This is a genomic window from Sphingomonas sp. SP6, assembly GCF_058313435.1.
The window spans coordinates 582,672-602,352 of the sequence record NZ_JBZFLG010000002.1 but is presented as its reverse complement, the minus strand read 5'-3'; the positions used below and the strand labels follow the sequence as shown (position 1 = coordinate 602,352).

The window sequence follows — 19,681 nt, the reverse complement described above, 5'->3', positions numbered from 1 at the left end:
ACGAGGGAGGAGAGGACGATGTTCAGTCATGTGGTGCTCGGCTCGAACGACATCGCGCGTTCGAAGCGGTTCTACGACGCGACGCTGGGTGCGCTGGGGGCGAAGCCCGGGTTCACCGACGACAAGGGCCGTCTGATCTACATGCACGACGGCGGGCTGCTGCTGGTCACCCCGCCGATCGACGGCGAACCCGCGACTCACGCGAACGGCGGCACGATCGGCTTCACGATGTCCGGTCCCGAGCAGGCGGACGCATGGCACCAGGCGGGCGTCGAGAACGGCGGCACTGCGATCGAGGAGGCGCCGGGCGTGCGCAAGGGCGGCTTCGGCGATCTGTACCTCGCCTATCTGCGCGATCCCGACGGCAACAAGCTGTGCGCGCTCCACCGGATGCCTGCCTGAGCCGCTGGTCCGGACTCCACGTCGTGCCCGACGTGGAGCGGTTCGGCTCAGGCCGCCTTGGTGACGGTGATCCCGAAGCAGGTGGTGACGAAGCCGTCGATGGCCACTTTCAGGTGCGCCTTGCTGCCCAGCCGTCCGCTGAGGTACGCCATCGTGCCTTCGTCCCAGGGCGGCAGATCGATGAACTGGTCGAGGGGCTTGTTCCCCGGATCGAAGTTCAGCTTCGCCACCTTGTGCCCGGCCGCTGTCAGCCGCTCGGCGAGCGCCTCGAAATGCTGCCGCTGGAACAGCACGGTGCCCCAATTGTCGATCGTCGGCCCAAGCGGGTTGATGTTGTATTCGGTCGTATGGATCGCGACGCCGCCGGGCTTCAGCGGCCGAAGCGAGTTCTCGATGAAGGCGAGGCCGTGCTCGATCGAGCCGAGATGCTCGAGCGCGCACGTCGACCAGCAGAAGTTGTAGCCGGTCAGATCGTCGGGGATCGCGTTCATGTCGACGCTGCGGTACTCGACCAGCGCGTCGAACTGCTCGCGCGAGACGAGCTTTGCGACATGCGCGTCGTCCAGCGTCGAGGCGTGCTGGTTCGTGCCGGTCCAGCTTTCGCTGCGCGCGTCTTCCGGGGCGAGGTCGGTCATCGTCACCGCGACGCCGCGTGCGGCGAAGTAGCTCGTGAGCGGCTCGACCCCGCAACCGAAGCCCAGCCCGCGCCGACCCGGCTTGAGGTTGCCGGTGTTGTGAGCGACCTGGAGGATGTAGGCGAGCTCCCACAGCTTGCGGTGATAGACCACCGGCACCTGGAGCTGGCCGCACCAGTGCCGAACCCAATCGCTCTCCATGTCGCGCTGCGTCGATGGCTTCGACCCCAGGCGGACCCGACCTGCCTCGGTGTCTTCCGGAGGAGGCAGTGCGGCCGCCATCTGGGTCGCGAGCTGATAGCCGAGGGCCTTCACGCTCAGCGCCATCAGATCCAGATTTCGGCTGACCTGAGTGAGCGCGTTGATGTTCGGCTGCGAGTCGTCGTTGAGCAGCGCCATGATCCGCCGGAGCTTCTCGTGATCGATGCGCTGCGCGTCGTCGCGGCTCGGGCCGACGACACGCCGCCGCAGAGTCTTGAGCCAGGTCATGCCGCCGACATAGCGGTTTGCCGCCGCGACGGAACCCGTTAACGCTCGGCCGCGTCCCGGGACAGGTCCGGCCGGGAAGGCGGGGGCGAGATGACCATCGAGACGATTTCCGAGGTCATGGCGCAGGGTGGGGTCCAAGGGGTCTATCGGCATCGCTCGGCTGCGACGGGAACCATGATGACCTTCTCGGTCTTCGTTCCCCCGCATGCGCCCGGTGCGGCGCTCCCCGTCGTCTGGTATCTTTCCGGCCTCACCTGCACCCACGCGAACGTGACCGACAAGGGCGAGTACCGGCGCGCCTGCGCCGATCTGGGGCTGGTTTTCGTCGCGCCGGACACCAGCCCGCGAGGCGAGGGCGTTCCTGACGATCCTGCCTGGGATTTCGCCCAGGGCGCCGGCTTTTACGTCGATGCGACGCAGGCGCCGTGGGCGACCAACTTCCGGATGTGGCGCTACGTCACCGACGAGCTGCCGACGCTGATCGGCGAGTCCTTCCCGGTCGACCTTCGGCGGCAGGGAATCACGGGTCACTCGATGGGGGGGCACGGCGCGCTGACCATCGCGCTGACCTATCCTGACCGCTACCGCAGCGTCTCCGCCTTCGCGCCGATCGTCGCGCCGATCCAGGTGCCGTGGGGAAAGGCGCTCGACCGGTACCTGGGCGACGACATCGCGGCGAAGCGCGCGCACGACGCCGTGGCGCTGATCGAGGACGGCGCGCGCGTCGCCGAACTGCTGGTCGACCAGGGCGAGGCCGATTCGTTCCTCGCCGAGCAGCTCCGCCCCGAGCTGCTCGACCGCGCCTGCGCCGAGGCGGGCATCGCGCTCACGCTCCGGCGGCATGCGGGCTACGACCACAGCTATCTCTTCGTCTCCACCTTCATGGCGGATCATCTGCGCTGGCACGCCGAGCGGCTGGCGTGAAGGGAGAGTCACGCCTATAGCGCGCGGCGACCATGACCGTTGCCGCTCCCGTGCTGCCTCCCGCCGACTGGCGGGATTTTCTTGCGCTGACCAAGCCACGGGTGATGACGCTCGTCGTCTTCACCGCGTTGTGCGGGATGCTCGCCGCGCCGACGCCGATCCATCCGGTGCTGGGGTTCACCGCCATCCTCTGCATCGCGCTGGGCGCGGGTGCCGCGGGCGCGCTCAACCAATGGTATGAATCCGACATCGACGCGGTGATGAAGCGGACGCGCGCGCGTCCGTTGCCCGGGGGGCGGATGGACCGCCAGTCGGCGCTCCATTTCGGGGTCGGGCTCAGCGCGTTCTCGGTCATCCTGATGGGGCTGGCGCTCAATGTCGTCGCAGCGGCGATCCTGGCGGCGTCGATCCTGTTCTACGTGCTCGTCTACACCGTCTGGCTCAAGCGGCGGACGCCGCAGAACATCGTCATCGGCGGCGCCGCGGGCGCCTTCCCGCCGCTGATCGGCTGGGCGGCGGCGACCGGCGGGGTCGACGTGCTGCCCGTGCTGCTGTTCGCGCTCGTCTTCCTGTGGACGCCGCCGCATTTCTGGGCCTTGGCGCTGTTCGTCGAGATCGATTACGCCAATGCCGGGGTGCCGATGCTGCCGGTGGTCGCGGGCGAGGCCGAGACGCGCCGCCAGATGGCGCTCTACACCGTGCCGATGGCCGCCGCCGCGATCGCGCCCTGGCCGTTGGGGCTCGCCGGCCCGGTCTATGGCGTGCTCGCCACCGCGCTGACCGCCGCGTTCGTGGTGCTGGTCTGGCAGGTCGCCCGCCACCGGCCCGCGACCGGGGACCCGATGATCCCCGAAAAGCGCCTGTTCCGCTATTCGATCCTGTACCTGTTCGCCGTGTTCGGCGTTCTGGTCGTCGACCATTGGATATCCGCATGACCCCCGAAGACCAGGCTCTGATCCAGCGACGCCAGCAGGCGCGCGCCAGGGTGATGGCGCTGCTGCTCGGCGCGTTCGTCGTGCTCGTGTTCGCGATCGCGATCGTCAAGATCGCGGCGGGCGCGCGCCACTGATGCGCATCGTCGCGGGCAAGGGGCGCACCGCGCTGCTCGCGGTGCTCGGCATCTGCTTCATGACCGGGCTCGCCTTCGCCAGCGTGCCGCTCTACCGGCTGTTCTGCCAGGCGACCGGGCTCAACGGGACCACCAACCGCGGACTGACGGCGCCCGGGGCGACCGACCACCGCGTGGTGATCCAGTTCGATTCGAACGTCGCCCCGGACATGCCGTGGCGCTTCCGCCCGGAGACCCGATCGGACACGATCGACATCGGCGCGCGCGACATGGCCTTCTTCACCGCGACCAACACGAGCGACCACGAGGTCACCGGCACCGCGACCTACAACGTCACGCCGGCGATCGCGGGCAAGTATTTCACCAAGATCCAGTGCTTCTGCTTCACCCAGCAGACGCTGAAGCCGGGCGAGACCGCACGGATGCCGGTGATCTTCTTCGTCGATCCCAAGATCCTCGACGATCCCGACACTAGGGACGTGCAGGCGATCACGCTCAGCTACACCTTCTTCCCGGTGACCGGCGGCGCGGGCAAGCGCGCGTCGCCCGAGGGGTGATCCGTTGACGCGCGCGGAAACGCGGGTAGAGACCAAATCGAACGTATAGGGGATGGGCGCAGATGGCCGGCGCGAAGAACCACGATTACCATATCCTTCCGCCCGATCCGTGGCCGATCATCGGCTCGTTCTCGGCGCTGGCGATGGCGGCGGGCGGGATCGCCTGGATGCACGGCGGCCACGTCGGCAAGCCCAATGGCGGCGGCTTCCTGTTCTTCGCCGGGCTCGCCGCGGTGCTGTTCACGATGTTCTGCTGGTGGCGCAACGTCATCAAGGAAGCGCATCACGGTGACCATACCCCGGTCGTCCAGCTCCATTTCCGCTACGGCATGATCCTGTTCATCGCGTCGGAGGTGATGTTCTTCGTCGGCTGGTTCTGGGCCTATTTCGACTTCAGCCTGTTCCCGACCGCGATGAGCTTCGCCGACGGGCAGGTGACCCGCGCCAGCGAGGGTGCGGCCGCGCTCGCCGCGACCTGGCCGCCCAAGGGGCTGGAGGTGATCGATCCCTTCAAGTTCCCGTTGCTCAACACGCTGATCCTGCTGACCAGCGGCACCACCGTCACCTGGGCGCACCATGCGCTGATCCACAATCAGCGGGGCGGCGTGAAGAAGGGGTTCTGGGGGCTGCTGGGCGTCGGCGACCGCGACAGCGTGCTCAAGGGCCTGTGGCTGACGATCCTGCTCGGCGTGCTGTTCTCGTCGATCCAGGCGTATGAGTACATCCACGCGCCCTTCCCGTTCAAGGGCATCAACTACGGCGCGTCCTTCTTCATGGCGACGGGCTTCCACGGCTTCCACGTCCTGATCGGGACGATCTTCCTGACGGTGTGCCTGGTCCGCGCATATCGGGGCGATTTCACCCCCAAGCAGCATTTCGGGTTCGAGGCGGCGGCCTGGTATTGGCACTTCGTCGACGTCGTGTGGCTGTTCCTGTTCGTGGTGATCTACGTCTGGGGCGGCTGGGGCGCGCCGATCGCGGTCGAGTGAGCCGCGCCACGTGACCGACGGTGGCCGCGTCGAGCCCCGCCCGCTCGACTGCGGCCTCCACGGGCTGTGTCCGCGCTGCGGCGCGAAGACGATCTTCACCGGCATGATCAAGTTCGCCGACCGCTGCCGCGCCTGCGGGCTCGACATATCCGCGTATAACGTCGGCGACGGTCCCGCGGCGTTCCTCACGCTGATCCTGGGGACACTGGTCGTGATCGGCGCGGTGGCGCTGGAGCTGTCTCTCGCGCCGCCGTTCTGGATCCATCTCCTCATCTGGCCGCCGGTGACGATCGCCGGGGTGATCGTCTCGCTTCGTCTCGCCAAGGGCTGGCTGCTCGCGCTCGAATATCGCAACGCCGCGGTCGAGGGCCGGTTGAAGCCGTGAGGCGCGCGCCGCCGATCCCGACGATCGTCGTCGGCCTCGCGGTCGCGGCGATGGTCGCGCTCGGGCTGTGGCAACTGCTGATCCGCTTGCCTCAGAAGGAGGCGTATCTCGCCCTGCTCGCCGCCAATCCGGCCCGGCCGCCGGTCGCCTTTCCGCGGCGGCCCGACGACACGCTCCTCTTCCGGCGCACCTACGCCACCTGCCGGCCGCCGGTGACGATCGACCGCGCGGGGGCGGGGAACGCCGGCTACCGGCTGATCGCGACCTGCGCCGACGGGGCGAAGGTGCAGCTGGGGACGACGCATGATCCCGTCCGCACCGTCGCCTGGCCGGGCGGACCGGTGACCGGCTGGGTGAGCCACGCTCCCGATTCCGCGCCGCTGATCGCGCAGCTGTGGGACCGCCGCCCGCAGACGATGCTGCTGGTCGCCGCAGCGCCGGTCGCCGGGCTCGCGGCGAACACACGGCCGGATATCGGCCTCGTTCCCAACAACCACCTGGCCTATGCCGTCCAGTGGTTCATCTTCGCCGCGCTGGCGGCCGTGATCTACGCGCTGGCGGTGCGGCGGCGGGGGCCGCCGCGCTAACGCACCTGACGCACCTCCAGGCTGCCGCGCGGCAACGGCCGGCACAGGTCGGCGGCAGAGACCGACGGGTCCAGCCAGCGCGCGGCGTCGGCGAGCGAGAGCACCACGACCTGACGATCGTGATACGGCGCGATGTCCTCGCTCGGCGGACAGGTGAGCATCGCCCACGCCTCCCCGACCGACGGCTCGGCGCGCCAGACGCCGGCGATGCAGAACCAGTCGTGGCGGGCCAAGGTGAACGCCCACTTGCTCTTGAGCGGCTTCTTCGCGCGCGCCGGGGCGCCGGCCGGCGGGGCCGGGGGATTGGTGAACTCGAAGAAGCCGTCGACGGGGATCAGGCAGCGCTGCGCGGCCGGGATGACGCGCCCGTCCGAGCGGACGTTGTAGACGGGGCGGCCGCCCGGCGCGGGCCAGCTCCAGCGACGGGTGACCATCTCCGCTGCACCGGACGCCTCTGCCACCGGGCGGACGATCTCGACGCGGTCGGTGATGCGGAAGCCGTCGAGCGGGGCGAAATTGGGAATGCCCTCGGGGAAGCGCAGCGGAATCCGCAGCTGCGCGAAGTCTTGTTGCACCTGACCGATCTGGGCGTGGCGATAGGCCTCGTTGCACATCGCGGCAGGGTAGCGCCAGCCGAGGACGCGCGCCACCGGCGGGGTTTCGCGGAGCCGTCCCGACGCGGCCGTCGACGGGAGGCGCATTTATCACGTGACCGCGCGGGGTCCGCATCCGGCAGAACGCGGGGTGCGAACGGCGGCCCCGTGCGTTGTCGCGGCGACACTGGAGGAGTTCGCGCGATGACCGACAAGACCTGGGACGTGGCGGCGCTGGCCGAGCGGATGCGCGACATCGACTTCTGCGTGCTGTCGACCCGAGCGCCGAACGGCGCGATCGCGGGGCGGCCGATGAGCAACAACCGCGAGGTCGCGTTCGACGGGACGAGCTGGTTCTTCGCCGACGACAGCGCGCACCTGGTCGGCGAGATCGAGGCGGACCCGCAGGTGGGGCTTTCCTATCAGGGGAAGGCCGGGCTGCTCGGGATGCGGCCCCTGTTCATCACGATCGAGGGCCGCGCCGAGATCGTCCGCGACCGCGCCGCCTTCGCCGCGCACTGGACCAAGGACCTCGAGCGCTGGTGGCCCGAGGGGATCGATGCGCCGGGGCTGGTGCTGGTCAAGGTCGCGGCGACGCGCGCGCATTACTGGGACGGCGAGGACGAGGGCGAGGTGTGGCTGTAGCCGCCGACGCCCGCGCCGCGGTGCTGGCGCTGCTCGACGCGCGCGCGGACGGGGCGACGGTGTGCCCGAGCGAGGCGGCGCGGGCGCTGGCGGGGGATGGCGACTGGCGGGCGGAGATGGCTCCTGTCCGCGAGGCGGTGGACGCGCTGGTGGCTGAGGCTGCGGTGCGGTTGAGCTGGAAGGGAGATGGGCTGGCGCAGCGGGCGGGGCCGTATCGGATCGGGCGGGCGGATTGACATTGGACAAGTCTTTGTCCAACTTAATGCCATGTATGCTGTCAGCTATTCCGAAGCGCGCGAGAACCTGAAGGCGATGATCGACAAGGTCGTCGCCGACGGCGCGCCGCTCGCGATCACCCGCCAGCGCGGGGAGGGTGCGGTACTTATCTCGGCGAGCGAATGGGCCTCGATTGAGGAGACCCTGCACCTGCTCTCGTCGCCGCGGAACGCCGAAGTGCTGCTGGCGGCGGTGCGCGGGCTGGAAACGGGCGGTGGCGAAGAGCATGAGCTGATCGACCCGTGAAGCTCACCTTTTGGCCCAGCGCCTGGGCTGAGTACCTCGAATGGCAGGGCGACGACGGGCGAGGGCTGGAGAAGATCAACGCGCTGCTGCGCGACTGCAAGCGCGATCCGTTTCGCGGGATCGGCAAGCCCGAGCCCCTTGGCGGCAACCTTGCGGGCTGGTGGTCTCGCCGGATCACCGGCGAGCACCGCTTGGTGTACCGAGTGGTCGGTCGCGGCGAGGAGCAGGTGCTGGAGGTCGCGCAATGCCGGTATCATTATTGAGGCCGACACGGGAGGCACGGTGAAGGTCATCTTTGAGAAGGCGGATGAGCGCGAGACGCGAGAGATCGACCGTCTTCGTGCGGCGTGGACCGACGGACTCGCCAGCGGTCCGCCGGTCGACGGAAACTTCGATGTCGAGGATATCGTCCGTCGCGGCCGGAAGCGGTTGGCGGCGGAGCGCGACGCCAAGTGAGGCTTCGCCACTCGTCGCAGACGACCCCGTGCGACGACGAGTAGGCGTTATTCGGCGCTGATGCTGCGGATCATCGACCTGGCGTTCGAGCAGCCGGTGCGCTCGATCTCGAACATCGCGGAGGCGCTGGGCGTTACCTATGCGGGGGCCGCGAACAACGTGCGCGAGCTGGTGACGCAGGGCGTGGCGGAGGAGGTGGAGGGGACGTACCCCAAGCTGATCCGGTTCCCGGGGGTGGTGGAGGCGTTGCGGGTGGTATAAGTAAGAGAAAGCGCCACAAAAACCGGCTAGTAGGACCATGCCGCATTCGAGCACAGACCCTCTAGGAGTACAAGGCCAGTGGATCGGTGTGCCGAGCGGCACCAACGTAGGGCTTGTGGTTCTTGATCTTGATGAGCTAGAACATGGCTACGCGGGGCACGCATACCTCTTTGACGAAGAGCCTGGGGTTCCACATTCCGCAACGAAAGTTGAGCTCGCGGATAAGGCCGGTAAGTACGAAAATCTGACGACATCGGTATTTGCCCTACATCCCAGGTTCCCGATCACGCTGTCGGCTCTAGATCTTGCTCGGGATTTCCCAAGCGTTTCCTTCCCCCAGTCCGCTCAAATAAGCCTGACTCTAGATAGTGAAATTATTCACGCGACTTGGACTACAAATATCGGCACGGGTGGGACGGTTGACTTGCATAAAAGCAGGGCAAGCTGCAAATCCGATTTGCGTATCTTAACGGAGGTTCATGGCTGGGAGGAGTTTAAGAGCTTTGCTCTTGACAGAGAGCCGCGCAGATTTGTCTTTCGAGGGCAAGATAAGCCATATCGTCTTCGTACATCCTTTCATCGCACTCGCAGAAAGGATCTTATAACTTATCTGCGTTATGACATACCAAGCGCGCATCATACGCTGTCAGCTCAGACAAAGCATTTGTTCAATCTTGGTAATAACGTCGAGAACGCGGCTTTCTTCAACCTGTTGCAGCATCACGCTTACCCAACACCTCTGTTAGACTGGACGTACTCACCCTTTGTCGCCGCTTTTTTCGCCTATCGCTTCCGAAGAAACCGGTCTACTAGTGACGATCACGTTAGAATCCTTATGCTTGATAAGGTAGGATGGGAAGAACGGTTTGAGCCGGTATCAGCGATAGCGTTTGGGAGACCTCATTTTTCAATGCTCGAGCCGTTGAGTATAGAAAACCCTCGAGCATTACCTCAGCAATCAGTCAGCAGCGTAACCAACCTTGATGATATCGAAACCTTTATTCAAAGCCAAGAAACGATAGTTGGTCGCGACTTTCTTACTGCTATAGACCTGCCATTTTTCTTCTCGTCGAAAAGTCATGCAGGAACTAAGCGCTATGGGTATTACGGCCGGCTCTCTATTTCCGGGCCTTGACGGAGCTTGTGAAGAGCTTCGCGGCCGCTTCTTCCATCCATTTGATTAAAACTCGCTCCTTACTTGTGAGCGGCTAATCATTTTCACGTCCACCCGCTCCTACATACAATTCGCGACCAGACTCGTTATAGAGTTTGCTCATCCCCGCCATCCCAGCCTCCGCCTCTTCCGCCGCGACGAACGTCTCCACTCCCGCGTTCTGCTTCGCGGCGAACTCGCGGACTTCGGCGGTGATCTTCATCGAGCAGAACTTGGGGCCGCACATCGAGCAGAAGTGGGCGGTCTTGGCGCCCTCCGCCGGCAAGGTCTGGTCGTGGTACGATTCCGCGGTGTCGGGGTCGAGCGACAGGTTGAACTGGTCGCGCCAGCGGAACTCAAAGCGGGCGCGGGACAGCGCATCGTCGCGGACCTTGGCGGCGGGGTGGCCCTTGGCGAGATCGGCGGCGTGGGCGGCGAGTTTGTAGGTGACGACGCCGACCTTGACGTCGTCGCGGTCGGGCAACCCCAGATGCTCCTTGGGGGTGACGTAGCAGAGCATCGCGGTGCCGTACCAACCGATCATCGCCGCGCCGATGCCGCTGGTGATGTGGTCGTAGCCCGGCGCGATGTCGGTGGTGAGCGGCCCCAATGTGTAGAAGGGGGCCTCGCCGCAGACCTGGAGCTGCTTGTCCATGTTCTCCTTGATCTTGTGCATCGGCACGTGGCCGGGGCCTTCGATCATGACCTGGACGTCCGACTTCCACGCGCGGTGGGTGAGTTCGCCGAGCGTGTAGAGCTCGCTGAACTGCGCCTCGTCGTTGGCGTCGGCGATGCTGCCGGGGCGCAGGCCATCGCCGAGCGAATAGGCGATGTCGTACGCCTTCATGATCTCGGTGATCTCGTCGAACCGCTCGTAGAGGAAGCTCTCCTTGTGGTGGCTGAGGCACCATTTCGCCATGATGCTGCCGCCGCGGCTGACGATGCCGGTGACGCGCTTCGCCGTCATCGGGATGTAGGCGAGGCGGACGCCGGCGTGGATCGTGAAGTAATCGACGCCCTGTTCGGCCTGCTCGATCAGCGTGTCGCGGAAGATCTCCCACGTCAGCTCCTCGGCGACGCCGCCGACCTTCTCGAGCGCCTGGTAGATCGGCACGGTGCCGATCGGGACGGGCGAGTTGCGGAGGATCCATTCGCGGGTGTCGTGGATGTTGCGCCCGGTCGAGAGGTCCATCACCGTGTCCGCGCCCCAGCGGATCGACCAGACGAGCTTGTCGACCTCGGCGGCGACGTTCGAGGCGACCGCGCTGTTGCCGATGTTGGCGTTGATCTTGACCAGGAAGTTGCGGCCGATCGCCATCGGCTCGGATTCGGGGTGGTTGATGTTCGACGGGATGATCGCGCGGCCGCGGGCGACCTCGTCGCGGACGAACTCGGGGGTGACGTAGTCGGGGATGCTCGCGCCGAAGGACTCGCCGTCGCGGACGTGATCGCGGATCATCGCGCGGCCGAGGTTCTCGCGCGTGGCGACATATTCCATCTCGGGGGTGATGATGCCGCGGCGCGCGTAGTGCATCTGCGAGACGTTCTGCCCGGGCTTGGCGCGCAGGGGCCGCTTGATCGTGTTAGGATAGCGCGGGACGCCGCCCGAACGGTCCGGGCCGAGCTGGCCGTTATCCTCGGGGCGGAGTTCACGGGCGTCGTAGCTCTCGACGTCGCCGCGCGCCTCGATCCACTGGCGGCGGAGCTGGGGGAGGCCGGTCTGGATGTCGATGCGCGCGTTCGGGTCGGTATAGGGACCCGACGTGTCGTAGACGTTGAGCGGGGGCTCGCCGCAGCCGGGGTCGAGGTCGATCGCGCGCATCGCCACGTTCAGCGGGCCGACGTGGACTTTTCGCGACCCGCGGATCGGGCCGGTGGTGACGCCGATCTCGATTTTGGAGGGGATGTCGGCCATGTCTCTTGTCTCTCCATGCTGGAGTGAAGAGACGCGAGCCGCTCCACTCCCTACGCCGGTGTGAGCCGGATCAGGTTCGGCGGGTCGCAGGCTGCTGCCTGCCTCTCAAGCGCGCATGAGCGCTCCCCCGGGGATGCGGGAAGGTTAGGCGGACGGGGCGCGGTTGTCCACCGCTCCCCGTCCGGCTCAGGTCGTGGCGGCGGCGGTGCCGACGGTCGGGTCGGTCGAGTTGAGCGTGCCGTTCACCCCCGCCGGGAAGAACCCGCCCTGCTTGACGTAGGGAGTCGGCTTCGACGGGTCCGGCGACGGCGTGAGGAACACGATGTCGAACACCTGCGCCGGGCTGCGGATGAAGACCAGCCCGTTGGTGTCGGCGGGTGTGATGTTCGAGGCGGTATCGCTGCCGACGATCGGCTGGTCGAGATCGCTGCCCGAGCCGTCGAGCTGATCGCGCGCGTTCGAGATCGCGGTGGTCGCGGTGAGCAGCGAGGCGGTGTTGACGCCGCGCGCATAGAGCACCGAGCGGATCAGCCCGGCGTGATACGCCTCGGCGGCATGGATGCCGGCGGCCGCCTCGATCGTCGCCTTCGCGCGGATCGAGGTGATCGCGCCGCGATAGGCGGTGACCCCGACATCCTCGAACAGGAAGGCGGCGAGGAGGAAATTGTCGTCGCTCGCATAGGGATCGAAGATCGCCGGCTTGGTCACGACTCCCGCCCCGCGCGCTGCCGCGGTGAACGCCCCGATGTACGTCTCGTCGCCGTTGACCGCGCCGTCGATGTTGATCGCCGGCCGTGCCACCGCCGACGCGCCGAGCGCGGAGCGGAGGAAGGCGACGTGCGCGATCTCGTCGGCCGCGATCTCGCGCGCGTAGGCGGCGACGGTCGCGTCGGCGAACGACACCTGGCGGCCGCCGGTGACCGTGCCCGGGGTGCCGGTCCCGGTCACAAGCGCGGCCGGAAGGTCCGTCCCGAACGCCGCGAACGAATAGAAGGTGGCCTCGAGATATTCGAGGTTGAGCGCGAAGTTGAGCACGTCGACCTCGGCGAACGCCGGCGACGGGGTGGGCGTAGGCGTCGGCGACGCCGTGGACGACGGGGTGGGCGTCGGCGTCGGCGTGGACGTCCCGCCGTCGCCGCCGCCGCACGCCGCGAGCAGCGATAGGGTACCGGCCGAGGCGGCGGCCCCGCCGGCGAACTTCAGGAAGCGGCGGCGCTCGGCGCGGCGCTGGTCGGAAGCCTCGAGCGCGAGGCGCAGGGTGTCGGGATGGATCATGTCAGGCGCCCGCGTTGGTCTTGATGACGCCGTTGACGCCGACGGGGAAGAAACCGCCGCCGGCGACCGGGGTGGTCGTCAGATAGAGGATGTTGAGCACCTGGCCGGTGCTGCGGCTGTAGATGACGCCGTCCGTATCGGCGGGGACGATGTTGGTCGCCGTGCCCGCGGGAGTGGCGACCGGCGCGATCCCCTGGTCGGTGTCGCCGCCCCCGTCGAAGCGGTCGCGAAACGCCGACAGCGCTTCTGTCGAGGAGATCAGCGAGGGATTGGTGAGCCCCTTGCGATAGAGCGTCGTGCGGATCATCGACGCATGATAGGCGCTCGTCCCAAGCATCGCCGCGAGCAGATCGAGATAGATCAGGTTCGAGATCAGCGGCGCGATGCCCTTGAACGCGGTGACCGTCACGTCTTCGAACATGAACGCGCCGAGCAGGAAGTTCTCGTCGGAGGCGTAAGGATCGAAGGTCGCGCCGTCGCCGATCAGCCCCGAGGCGCGCGCGAAGACGCTGAAGGCCGTGGCCGCATTGACGCTCAGGTCTATCGCGGGCTGCGCCACCGCCGCCGCGCCGAGCGCCGAACGGAGGATGGCGACATGCGCCAGTTTCTCCGCGGCGATCTCGACCGCGAACTTGGAGACGAGCGTGTCGGTGAAGGTCAGCTTGCGCCCGCCGGTCGCCGCCCCGGCCGCGCCCGCGGTCGTGACGCCGCTGGTGTAGGCGGCGGTGATCGCCGCGCCGGTGGTGACGAAGGCGTAATAGTTCGCTTCGAGATATTTGAGGTTGAGCGCGAAGTTGAGCAGATCGGCGTCGGTGACTGTCTGCGCCTCGGCGCGGCTGGCGAAGGCGAGCGCGCCCGCGCCGGCGGTGACGCCCAGCGCGGCGGTGAAGAGCGCGCGGCGCGTCTCACGCCGCTCGGCGAGGGGTTCGGGCGCGGCGTCGCGCTCCTGGGTCGGGGTCTGGTCGGACATCGCGCGCGGCGCTCCTCGATTACTCACTCGAGGAGCGCCTTAGCGCGGTGGAACGGGAACGGCGAGACCCCTAAACGCTCGCGCCGACCGGCGCCTTCAGCCCGGCGCCTTCTGCCCGGCGCCTTCAGAAGGTGTAGCCGAGCCCCAGCGCATAATACCATTGGTTCCGGCTGCCCGCGACGCTGACGATCGGCGAGCGCGCGAAATCGTTCAGCAGGCGCGAATAGGAGACGCCGCCGACGAGCAGCAGCCCGTGGAGCAGATCGCCGGTCAGCGAATAGGTGCCAAGCCCCGAGACCGACCAGTTCTTCCATCCGGCGCGCGGATCGTAGAACGGCAGTCCGCTGGCGAGCGCGGCTGCGCCGTCGACGCCGAAATAGGTGTTGGCATAGCGGTTGCCGGCATAGGTCGCGCTGCCCGAGATGCCGACATAGGCCTTGCGGCTGAGCGGGGTGCCGTAATCGATCTGCGGAGTCAGCGTATAGCTATGGTTCACCCCGGACACGTCCTGGACATAGACCACACTCGCCGAGAGCTTGTCATAGTCGCTGGTGAGCACGCCGGTCTTGCCGACGCCGGCATAGCCGCCGAGCTCGAGCGCGACCTTGCGACGGCCGACCGCGTCGACGCGGTCGTCCTTGGGATCACCGTTGCGATTGAAGTTGAGCGAGACGACGGGACCGAACTGATAGTCCCAGGTCGGTCCCGGATCGTTGGGGATGATGTCGACCAGGAACTTGGTTCCGCGTGTCGAGAAGGAATAGCCGTCAATGTTCCCGCGCAGCGCGGGAACGGGAACGACGCGCGAATCGTCCGATCCCTCATAGCTGGGGACGACGCCGATCCCGGCGCCGATCGTCACCGAGTTCCGGGCGAGGTCCGCATCCGGGACGATCGGGCCCTGGGCCGGGGCGGGGCCGGAGTCGTCCTGCGCGAGCGCGGGGGTGGCGGCTGCGATCAGGGCGACGCCGGCGAGAAGGAGGGGTGCGCGCAAGGTGTGGTGCTCCGGCCAAAAAGTTTCAGGCGCGTAACACAGTTTATCGCGGATTGATCCGCGCGCTCCGGCTAGAAGATGTAGCGCATTCTGATCTGTTGCCGGTTTGCATCACCCGCGAGATCGAACCGAGCCGCCGCGAACTTGGGCGGCCCGAAGCGCACGGGGGCGTTGTTGGAGAAGCCATAGCCTTCGCGCGGGATGCCGGCGAGCGTATCGAGGCGGTTGTTGCCGTTCTCGTCGTGGATCACCGCCACCGCATAGGCGCCGCGCGGCAGCCCGTCGAACCGCAGGGCGTGGTCGGCGGCGGGAACCGATCGTCCGATCGCATGCGCGTCGTCGATGCAGTTCGGGAAATTGTCCGGCTCGGCGGTCAGGCAGACGCGGAGCATCCCCTGATCCGAGCGCAGGTGATCGACCCCGACCTCAAGCGAGGCGATCGGCGCCGCGCCGATCAGCGCCGGCACCAGTGCCGCCATCCCGAGCGGCCCCGCGACTCGCCGCGCGCGCATGGTCGCGCGCGAAGTCGCCGACGCCGCCGTCGGTGCCGCACAGCCGATCCCAGACGCGGAAGTAGAGACCATAATTGCACCCGTACCGCTCGTGGTGACGTTGATGGTGGCTTGCGGTGATCAGCCAGCGCCCCGCTACGCCCCGCCACATGAACGGGGGGAAAATCTCCCAACCCATGTGATTGGTCACGCCCATAACCGTCATGATCGTCAGGACCAGCCCGAGCGCGGCGACATGGATCGGAATCAGGAATACCAGTAGCGGAATTGCCACAGCGCCGGTCAGCGCCTCGATCGGGTGGAACGCCATCGCCGCCCAGGCGGTCGGCGGTCGGCTGGCGTGGTGGACCGCATGGGCGAGCTTGAACGGTCCGGGCCGGTGCATCCAGCGGTGGGTCCAATAGAACCAGGTGTCGTGCGCGGCGAGGTAGAGCAGCACCGCGACCGGCCAATACCAGAGCGGGAAGGCGTGGACGTCGGTGTAGATCCGCGTCCAGCCGTGTTCGCGCCAGCCCCAGGCGACGACGCCCGCGGGCACGCCGTAGATCGCGGCGGATGCGAGGCTCCAGGCGATCTCCCGCCGGACCTGCCCGTCCAGGCCGCGGTAGAGCCCGGGATGGCGGACGCGCGTCGCCAGCGCGAACCCGCCGCTGGCGAGCAGATACCGCACCCCGACGATGGCGGTCATCGCCAGCGCGGAGAGGAGGAGGGCGAGGAGCACCGACATCGGGGCTCGTATAGCGGGAGCCTGCGGCCGTGTCGCCCGTTGGTGGCGCGAGGAGATTCGCCATGCCCACCGATCAGCCCGGCGCCACGCCGGGAACCCCGTCCGAGACGGTCGTCCCACCCCCGCTCGAGGTGGAGGGCGGGGCGCCGCGAGGCCCCGATCACAACAGCCCGATCGATCCCGGGATGCCGCCGACCGACGCCGGCGGGACGCCGCGGCCGGGCGGCGTCGACGGACCGGGCCAGCACCCGCGCTGGGAGTAGGTACGCCCGCCGCGGTTGCCGCGGCTCGGGATCGGGCCTAGTCCCGTGCCCATGACGGGAGCGGCAAGGTGCGACGTGGCGATCGTCGGCGGGGGGCTCGCGGGGACGCTGATCGCGCTCGCGCTGCGACGGCGCGATCCGGCGCTCGACATCCGCGTGATCGAGGCGGGCGAGACGCTGGGCGGCAACCACGTCTGGTCGTTCTTCGGATCGGACGTGGCGGAGGCGGACCGCCCCTTGGTCGCGCCGCTCGTCTGCCATGCCTGGCCCGAATATGAGGTCGCCTTCCCCGGCCACCGCCGGACCATCCGCCAACCCTATTACTCGATCACCTCCGACCGGCTGGACGAGGTCGCGCGGCGGCAGCTCGGCGACCGGTCGCTCCTGTTCGGGCGCAAGGCGCTGGGGCTGAGCCCGACCGCGGTCGTGATGGCCGACGGCGAGCGGGTCGAGGCGGGCGGCGTGATCGACGCGCGCGGAGCGGGCGATCTGTCGACGCTCGAGGTCGGCTGGCAGAAGTTCGTCGGGCGCGAGTTCCACGTGCCGGCGCGGCACGGTCTGGAACGCCCGGTCGTGATGGACGCGACCGTGCCGCAGTTCGACGGCTATCGCTTCGTCTATCTGCTGCCGTTCGACGAGACGACGGTGTTCGTCGAGGACACCTATTATGCCGACACGCCGACGCTCAACGCCAAGGCGCTGTCCCGCCGCATCGACGCTTATGCCGCCGCGCGCGGCTGGACCGTCGCGCCGACCGGACGCGAGGAGCGCGGCGCGCTGCCGGTGGTGATCGGCGGCGATTTCGAGGGTTATTGGCGATCGGGCGGGGCGAAGGTGGCGAAGGCGGGGGTGCGCGCGGGACTGTTCCAGCCGACCACCGGCTACTCGCTGCCCGATGCGGTGCGGCTGGCGGCGGCGATCGCCGCGTCGCGCGACCTCGCCGGCCCGGCGCTGCACGACTTGACCTATGCCCGCGCCAAGGCGGCGTGGGAGGAGCGGGGATTTTACCGGATGCTCGATGCGATGCTGTTCCGCGGTGCGGAGCCCGAGGGGCGCTACCGCGTCCTCGAACGCTTCTACCGGCTGTCGCCGGGGCTGATCGGGCGCTTCTACGCCAGCCGCTCGACGCTGGCGGACAAGGCGCGGATCCTGATGGGTCGGCCGCCGATCCCGATCGGACGCGCCGTGCGCGCGATCGCGAGCGTCCGATGAGCGATCTGGCGACAGCCTCCCGGGCGATGACCCCGCCGGCGACGCGGGGACGCACCGCGATCGTGGTCGGCGCGGGGTTCGGCGGGCTGGCGCTCGCGATCCGGCTGCAGTCGGCGGGGGTCGCGACGACGATCGTCGAGGCGCGCGACAAGCCGGGCGGGCGGGCGTACTTCTGGGAACGCGACGGCTTCACGTTCGACGGCGGGCCGACCGTGATCACCGATCCGGCGTGCCTCGCCGAGCTGTGGGCGCTGTCGGGCAACGACATCGCGGCAGACGTGACGCTGATGCCGATCCAGCCCTTCTACCGGCTCAACTGGCCCGACGGGACGAACTTCGATTATACCAACGACGACACCATCCTGCGTGAGCAGATCGCGCGACTGAACCCCGACGATGTCGCGGGCTATGGCAAGTTCCTCGACTATTCGGCGGGCGTGTACCGCGAGGGGTATGAGAAGCTGGGGCACGTCGCCTTCCTCGACTTCGCGTCGATGGTGAAGGCGGCGCCGGCGCTGATGAAGTACCAGGCGTGGCGCAGCGTCTATTCGATGGTCTCATCCTTCGTGAAGAGCGAGAAGCTGCGCGAGGCGCTGTCGTTCCACACGCTGCTGGTCGGCGGCAATCCGATGACGACGAGCGCGATCTACGCGCTGATCCACAAGCTCGAACGCGACGGCGGGGTCTGGTTCGCCAAGGGCGGGACCAACCGGCTGATCGCGGGGATGGTGGCGCTGTTCGAGCGGCTCGGCGGGACGCTGCGGCTGGGCGACGCGGTCGCCTCGATCGACACCGTCGGCGACCGGGTGACCGGGGTGACGACCGCGAGCGGGTGGCAGGCGAGCTGCGACATGCTGGCGGCGAACGGCGACATCGTCGACACCTATCGCCACCTGCTCTCCGGCTCGCGGGCGGCGCAGCGGAGCGCGGATCGGCTGGAGGGGAAGCGCTTCTCGCCGTCGCTGTTCGTGGTGCATTTCGGCGTCAAGGGGACGTGGCCGGGCATCCCGCACCACATGATTCTGTTCGGGCCCCGCTATAAGGGGCTGCTCGCCGACATCTACGATCACGGGGTGCTCAGCGAGGATTTCTCGCTGTACCTCCATCACCCGACCGTCACCGATCCGTCGATGGCGCCCGAGGGGATGAGCACCTTCTACGCGCTGGCGCCCGTCCCCCACATGGGCAAGTTCCCCGAGGACTGGGACCGCGTCGCGCCGATCCTGGAAAAGCGGATTCTGGACGAGGTCGGGCGGCGGCTGATCCCCGACATTCACGAGCGGATCGTGACGAAGTTCTCGTACACGCCGAAGGACTTCTCGCAGGATCTGGGAGCGCATCTGGGGTCTGCGTTCAGCCTGGAGCCGGTGCTGACGCAGAGCGCCTACTTCCGCGTCCACAACCGCGACGACGCGATCCCGAACCTGTACTTCGTCGGCGCGGGGACGCATCCGGGGGCGGGCATCCCGGGGGTGGTGGGGAGCGCGAAGGCGACGGCGGCGCTGATGTTGAGGGGGTGAAGGCGGTTAGCGGTTGCGTCGCCGCCTGACATAGGGCGATCGCCTCCAAGCGGCCTCGCTGTACTCCACGCAGACACGTTCCCATCCGCACTTCAGACGGAGCGCGATTCTTCGTTTCGTTCTCTAAACGTTGCTACCATGCGATGCTTTGTCCACGACTAGCACAGTTGCTGGTGTGGGCATCAAAGCATCAACTTGACTTAGATACCTGCGAAATGTCGATGCGTCGACCTGCTGCTTATTCCAGAAGAGCTTGTTTCGACGCAGCTCCAGGAGGTTGTAGGTCATCAGCTCGCCAGACTGGCAACCGTGCGCTCGCCAGCCGTTCGGGAAGGGGCGACACACCCGCTCGTAGCTCTCCTCAATATCGACCGGTGCCGCAACGGACTGAGCAGGGAGGGCAGCTGTCGCGACGAGTACCGCGCGCCAAAGTTCACAGTGCATAACGGTCACCGGCCGACACTGTCACATGCCGGAACCTTCGTCACCCCGGGCTTGACCCGGGGTCCCGCTGCCTTGCCCCGTAGAAGAAGAAGCGGGACCCCGGCTCAAGGCAGGGGTGACGATGGGGTGGATTTGAAACCGCTTACCTCAATCGCCTCCCCGGCGAAGGTCGGGGCCCAGTC

General features: G+C 67.5%; 26 protein-coding genes and 1 riboswitch. Of the genes, 18 read left to right on the top strand and 8 right to left on the bottom strand.

What is annotated here, in order from left to right:
- Nucleotides 1-18: 18 nt before the first annotated feature.
- Nucleotides 19-402 (top strand): VOC family protein, encoded by a 384-nt coding sequence (locus AC4GYY_RS08620; protein ID WP_491119858.1) that lies wholly within the window; start codon nucleotides 19-21, stop codon nucleotides 400-402.
- 47 nt (nucleotides 403-449) lie between these two features.
- Here AC4GYY_RS08620 and AC4GYY_RS08615 read toward each other — a convergent pair whose 3' ends face one another.
- Nucleotides 450-1,526, bottom strand: coding sequence for an SAM-dependent methyltransferase (locus tag AC4GYY_RS08615; RefSeq protein WP_491119857.1), 1,077 nt, complete (start codon nucleotides 1,524-1,526; stop codon nucleotides 450-452).
- Between the two features lie 90 nt (nucleotides 1,527-1,616).
- On the opposite strand from AC4GYY_RS08615, the gene fghA reads away from it, so the two are divergent.
- The 7 genes from fghA to AC4GYY_RS08580 all read left to right on the top strand — a co-directional run bounded on the left by fghA (nucleotide 1,617) and on the right by AC4GYY_RS08580 (nucleotide 6,037).
- On the top strand, nucleotides 1,617-2,450 hold the full coding sequence (fghA, locus tag AC4GYY_RS08610) for an S-formylglutathione hydrolase (protein WP_491119856.1): 834 nt from the start codon (nucleotides 1,617-1,619) through the stop codon (nucleotides 2,448-2,450).
- A gap of 32 nt (nucleotides 2,451-2,482) precedes the next feature.
- Nucleotides 2,483-3,385, top strand: coding sequence for a heme o synthase (locus AC4GYY_RS08605; protein WP_491119855.1), 903 nt, complete (start codon nucleotides 2,483-2,485; stop codon nucleotides 3,383-3,385).
- Nucleotides 3,382-3,519 carry a cytochrome c oxidase system small membrane protein gene (locus tag AC4GYY_RS08600; protein WP_491119854.1) on the top strand — a complete coding sequence of 46 codons (138 nt, stop codon included), beginning with the start codon at nucleotides 3,382-3,384 and terminating at the stop codon, nucleotides 3,517-3,519. The genes AC4GYY_RS08605 and AC4GYY_RS08600 overlap by 4 nt, the downstream gene beginning before the upstream one ends.
- On the top strand, nucleotides 3,519-4,076 hold the full coding sequence (locus AC4GYY_RS08595; protein ID WP_491119853.1) for a cytochrome c oxidase assembly protein: 558 nt from the start codon (nucleotides 3,519-3,521) through the stop codon (nucleotides 4,074-4,076). The genes AC4GYY_RS08600 and AC4GYY_RS08595 overlap by 1 nt, the downstream gene beginning before the upstream one ends.
- Before the next feature lie 62 nt (nucleotides 4,077-4,138).
- A complete protein-coding gene (locus AC4GYY_RS08590; RefSeq protein WP_491119852.1) occupies nucleotides 4,139-5,065 on the top strand; it encodes a cytochrome c oxidase subunit 3 in 927 nt (308 codons plus the stop codon).
- Nucleotides 5,066-5,075: 10 nt separating this feature from the next.
- Nucleotides 5,076-5,450 carry a DUF983 domain-containing protein gene (locus AC4GYY_RS08585; protein WP_491119851.1) on the top strand — a complete coding sequence of 125 codons (375 nt, stop codon included), beginning with the start codon at nucleotides 5,076-5,078 and terminating at the stop codon, nucleotides 5,448-5,450.
- Nucleotides 5,447-6,037, top strand: coding sequence for an SURF1 family cytochrome oxidase biogenesis protein (locus AC4GYY_RS08580; protein WP_491119850.1), 591 nt, complete (start codon nucleotides 5,447-5,449; stop codon nucleotides 6,035-6,037). The genes AC4GYY_RS08585 and AC4GYY_RS08580 overlap by 4 nt, the downstream gene beginning before the upstream one ends.
- Here AC4GYY_RS08580 and AC4GYY_RS08575 read toward each other — a convergent pair.
- Nucleotides 6,034-6,687, bottom strand: coding sequence for an SOS response-associated peptidase family protein (locus AC4GYY_RS08575; RefSeq protein WP_491119849.1), 654 nt, complete (start codon nucleotides 6,685-6,687; stop codon nucleotides 6,034-6,036). The two genes, AC4GYY_RS08580 and AC4GYY_RS08575, sit on opposite strands and share 4 nt — an antisense overlap.
- Before the next feature lie 147 nt (nucleotides 6,688-6,834).
- Here AC4GYY_RS08575 and AC4GYY_RS08570 point away from each other — a divergent pair, with 147 nt between their 5' ends.
- From AC4GYY_RS08570 to AC4GYY_RS08540, 7 genes are all read left to right on the top strand, one after another.
- A complete protein-coding gene (locus AC4GYY_RS08570) occupies nucleotides 6,835-7,275 on the top strand; it encodes a pyridoxamine 5'-phosphate oxidase family protein (protein WP_491119848.1) in 441 nt (146 codons plus the stop codon).
- Nucleotides 7,266-7,511 (top strand): DUF3253 domain-containing protein, encoded by a 246-nt coding sequence (locus tag AC4GYY_RS08565; protein ID WP_491119847.1) that lies wholly within the window; start codon nucleotides 7,266-7,268, stop codon nucleotides 7,509-7,511. Before AC4GYY_RS08570 ends, AC4GYY_RS08565 begins: the two co-directional genes overlap by 10 nt.
- A gap of 31 nt (nucleotides 7,512-7,542) precedes the next feature.
- On the top strand, nucleotides 7,543-7,797 hold the full coding sequence (locus tag AC4GYY_RS08560; RefSeq protein WP_491119846.1) for a type II toxin-antitoxin system Phd/YefM family antitoxin: 255 nt from the start codon (nucleotides 7,543-7,545) through the stop codon (nucleotides 7,795-7,797).
- Nucleotides 7,794-8,060: a Txe/YoeB family addiction module toxin gene (locus tag AC4GYY_RS08555; RefSeq protein ID WP_491119845.1), complete on the top strand. Its 267-nt coding sequence runs from the start codon at nucleotides 7,794-7,796 to the stop codon at nucleotides 8,058-8,060. The genes AC4GYY_RS08560 and AC4GYY_RS08555 overlap by 4 nt, the downstream gene beginning before the upstream one ends.
- Before the next feature lie 19 nt (nucleotides 8,061-8,079).
- Nucleotides 8,080-8,253 carry a hypothetical protein gene (locus tag AC4GYY_RS08550; RefSeq protein WP_491119844.1) on the top strand — a complete coding sequence of 58 codons (174 nt, stop codon included), beginning with the start codon at nucleotides 8,080-8,082 and terminating at the stop codon, nucleotides 8,251-8,253.
- Between the two features lie 60 nt (nucleotides 8,254-8,313).
- Complete coding sequence (locus tag AC4GYY_RS08545; protein ID WP_491119843.1) at nucleotides 8,314-8,514, top strand: hypothetical protein; 201 nt, start codon at nucleotides 8,314-8,316, stop codon at nucleotides 8,512-8,514.
- A gap of 88 nt (nucleotides 8,515-8,602) precedes the next feature.
- On the top strand, nucleotides 8,603-9,649 hold the full coding sequence (locus AC4GYY_RS08540) for an FRG domain-containing protein (RefSeq protein WP_491119842.1): 1,047 nt from the start codon (nucleotides 8,603-8,605) through the stop codon (nucleotides 9,647-9,649).
- Between the two features lie 73 nt (nucleotides 9,650-9,722).
- On the opposite strand, the gene thiC is transcribed toward AC4GYY_RS08540, so the two are convergent.
- The 6 genes from thiC to AC4GYY_RS08510 all read right to left on the bottom strand — a co-directional run bounded on the left by thiC (nucleotide 9,723) and on the right by AC4GYY_RS08510 (nucleotide 16,060).
- Entirely contained in the window at nucleotides 9,723-11,582 is a 1,860-nt protein-coding gene (gene thiC, locus AC4GYY_RS08535) for a phosphomethylpyrimidine synthase ThiC (protein ID WP_491119841.1), read from the bottom strand.
- 29 nt (nucleotides 11,583-11,611) lie between these two features.
- Nucleotides 11,612-11,722, bottom strand: a riboswitch (TPP riboswitch).
- Nucleotides 11,723-11,768: 46 nt separating this feature from the next.
- The gene (locus AC4GYY_RS08530) at nucleotides 11,769-12,857 is read right to left on the bottom strand and encodes a ferritin-like domain-containing protein (RefSeq protein WP_491119840.1); all 1,089 of its coding nucleotides are present in this window, start codon (nucleotides 12,855-12,857) and stop codon (nucleotides 11,769-11,771) included.
- A gap of 1 nt (nucleotide 12,858) precedes the next feature.
- Nucleotides 12,859-13,827, bottom strand: a complete 969-nt coding sequence (locus tag AC4GYY_RS08525; protein ID WP_491119839.1) for a ferritin-like domain-containing protein — start codon at nucleotides 13,825-13,827, stop codon at nucleotides 12,859-12,861.
- 124 nt (nucleotides 13,828-13,951) lie between these two features.
- A complete protein-coding gene (locus tag AC4GYY_RS08520) occupies nucleotides 13,952-14,821 on the bottom strand; it encodes a MipA/OmpV family protein (protein WP_491119838.1) in 870 nt (289 codons plus the stop codon).
- Nucleotides 14,822-14,892: 71 nt separating this feature from the next.
- On the bottom strand, nucleotides 14,893-15,279 hold the full coding sequence (locus tag AC4GYY_RS08515; RefSeq protein ID WP_491120237.1) for a DUF2141 domain-containing protein: 387 nt from the start codon (nucleotides 15,277-15,279) through the stop codon (nucleotides 14,893-14,895).
- The gene (locus tag AC4GYY_RS08510; RefSeq protein WP_491119837.1) at nucleotides 15,248-16,060 is read right to left on the bottom strand and encodes a sterol desaturase family protein; all 813 of its coding nucleotides are present in this window, start codon (nucleotides 16,058-16,060) and stop codon (nucleotides 15,248-15,250) included. The genes AC4GYY_RS08515 and AC4GYY_RS08510 overlap by 32 nt, the downstream gene beginning before the upstream one ends.
- 62 nt (nucleotides 16,061-16,122) lie before the next feature.
- Here AC4GYY_RS08510 and AC4GYY_RS08505 point away from each other — a divergent pair, with 62 nt between their 5' ends.
- From AC4GYY_RS08505 to AC4GYY_RS08495, 3 genes are read left to right on the top strand one after another with little or no spacing between them, the layout of a single operon-like run.
- Nucleotides 16,123-16,323 carry a hypothetical protein gene (locus AC4GYY_RS08505; RefSeq protein WP_491119836.1) on the top strand — a complete coding sequence of 67 codons (201 nt, stop codon included), beginning with the start codon at nucleotides 16,123-16,125 and terminating at the stop codon, nucleotides 16,321-16,323.
- Between the two features lie 51 nt (nucleotides 16,324-16,374).
- Entirely contained in the window at nucleotides 16,375-17,535 is a 1,161-nt protein-coding gene (gene crtY, locus AC4GYY_RS08500) for a lycopene beta-cyclase CrtY (protein ID WP_491119835.1), read from the top strand.
- Nucleotides 17,532-19,055, top strand: coding sequence for a phytoene desaturase (locus tag AC4GYY_RS08495; RefSeq protein WP_491119834.1), 1,524 nt, complete (start codon nucleotides 17,532-17,534; stop codon nucleotides 19,053-19,055). The genes crtY and AC4GYY_RS08495 overlap by 4 nt, the downstream gene beginning before the upstream one ends.
- Nucleotides 19,056-19,681: the final 626 nt, after the last annotated feature.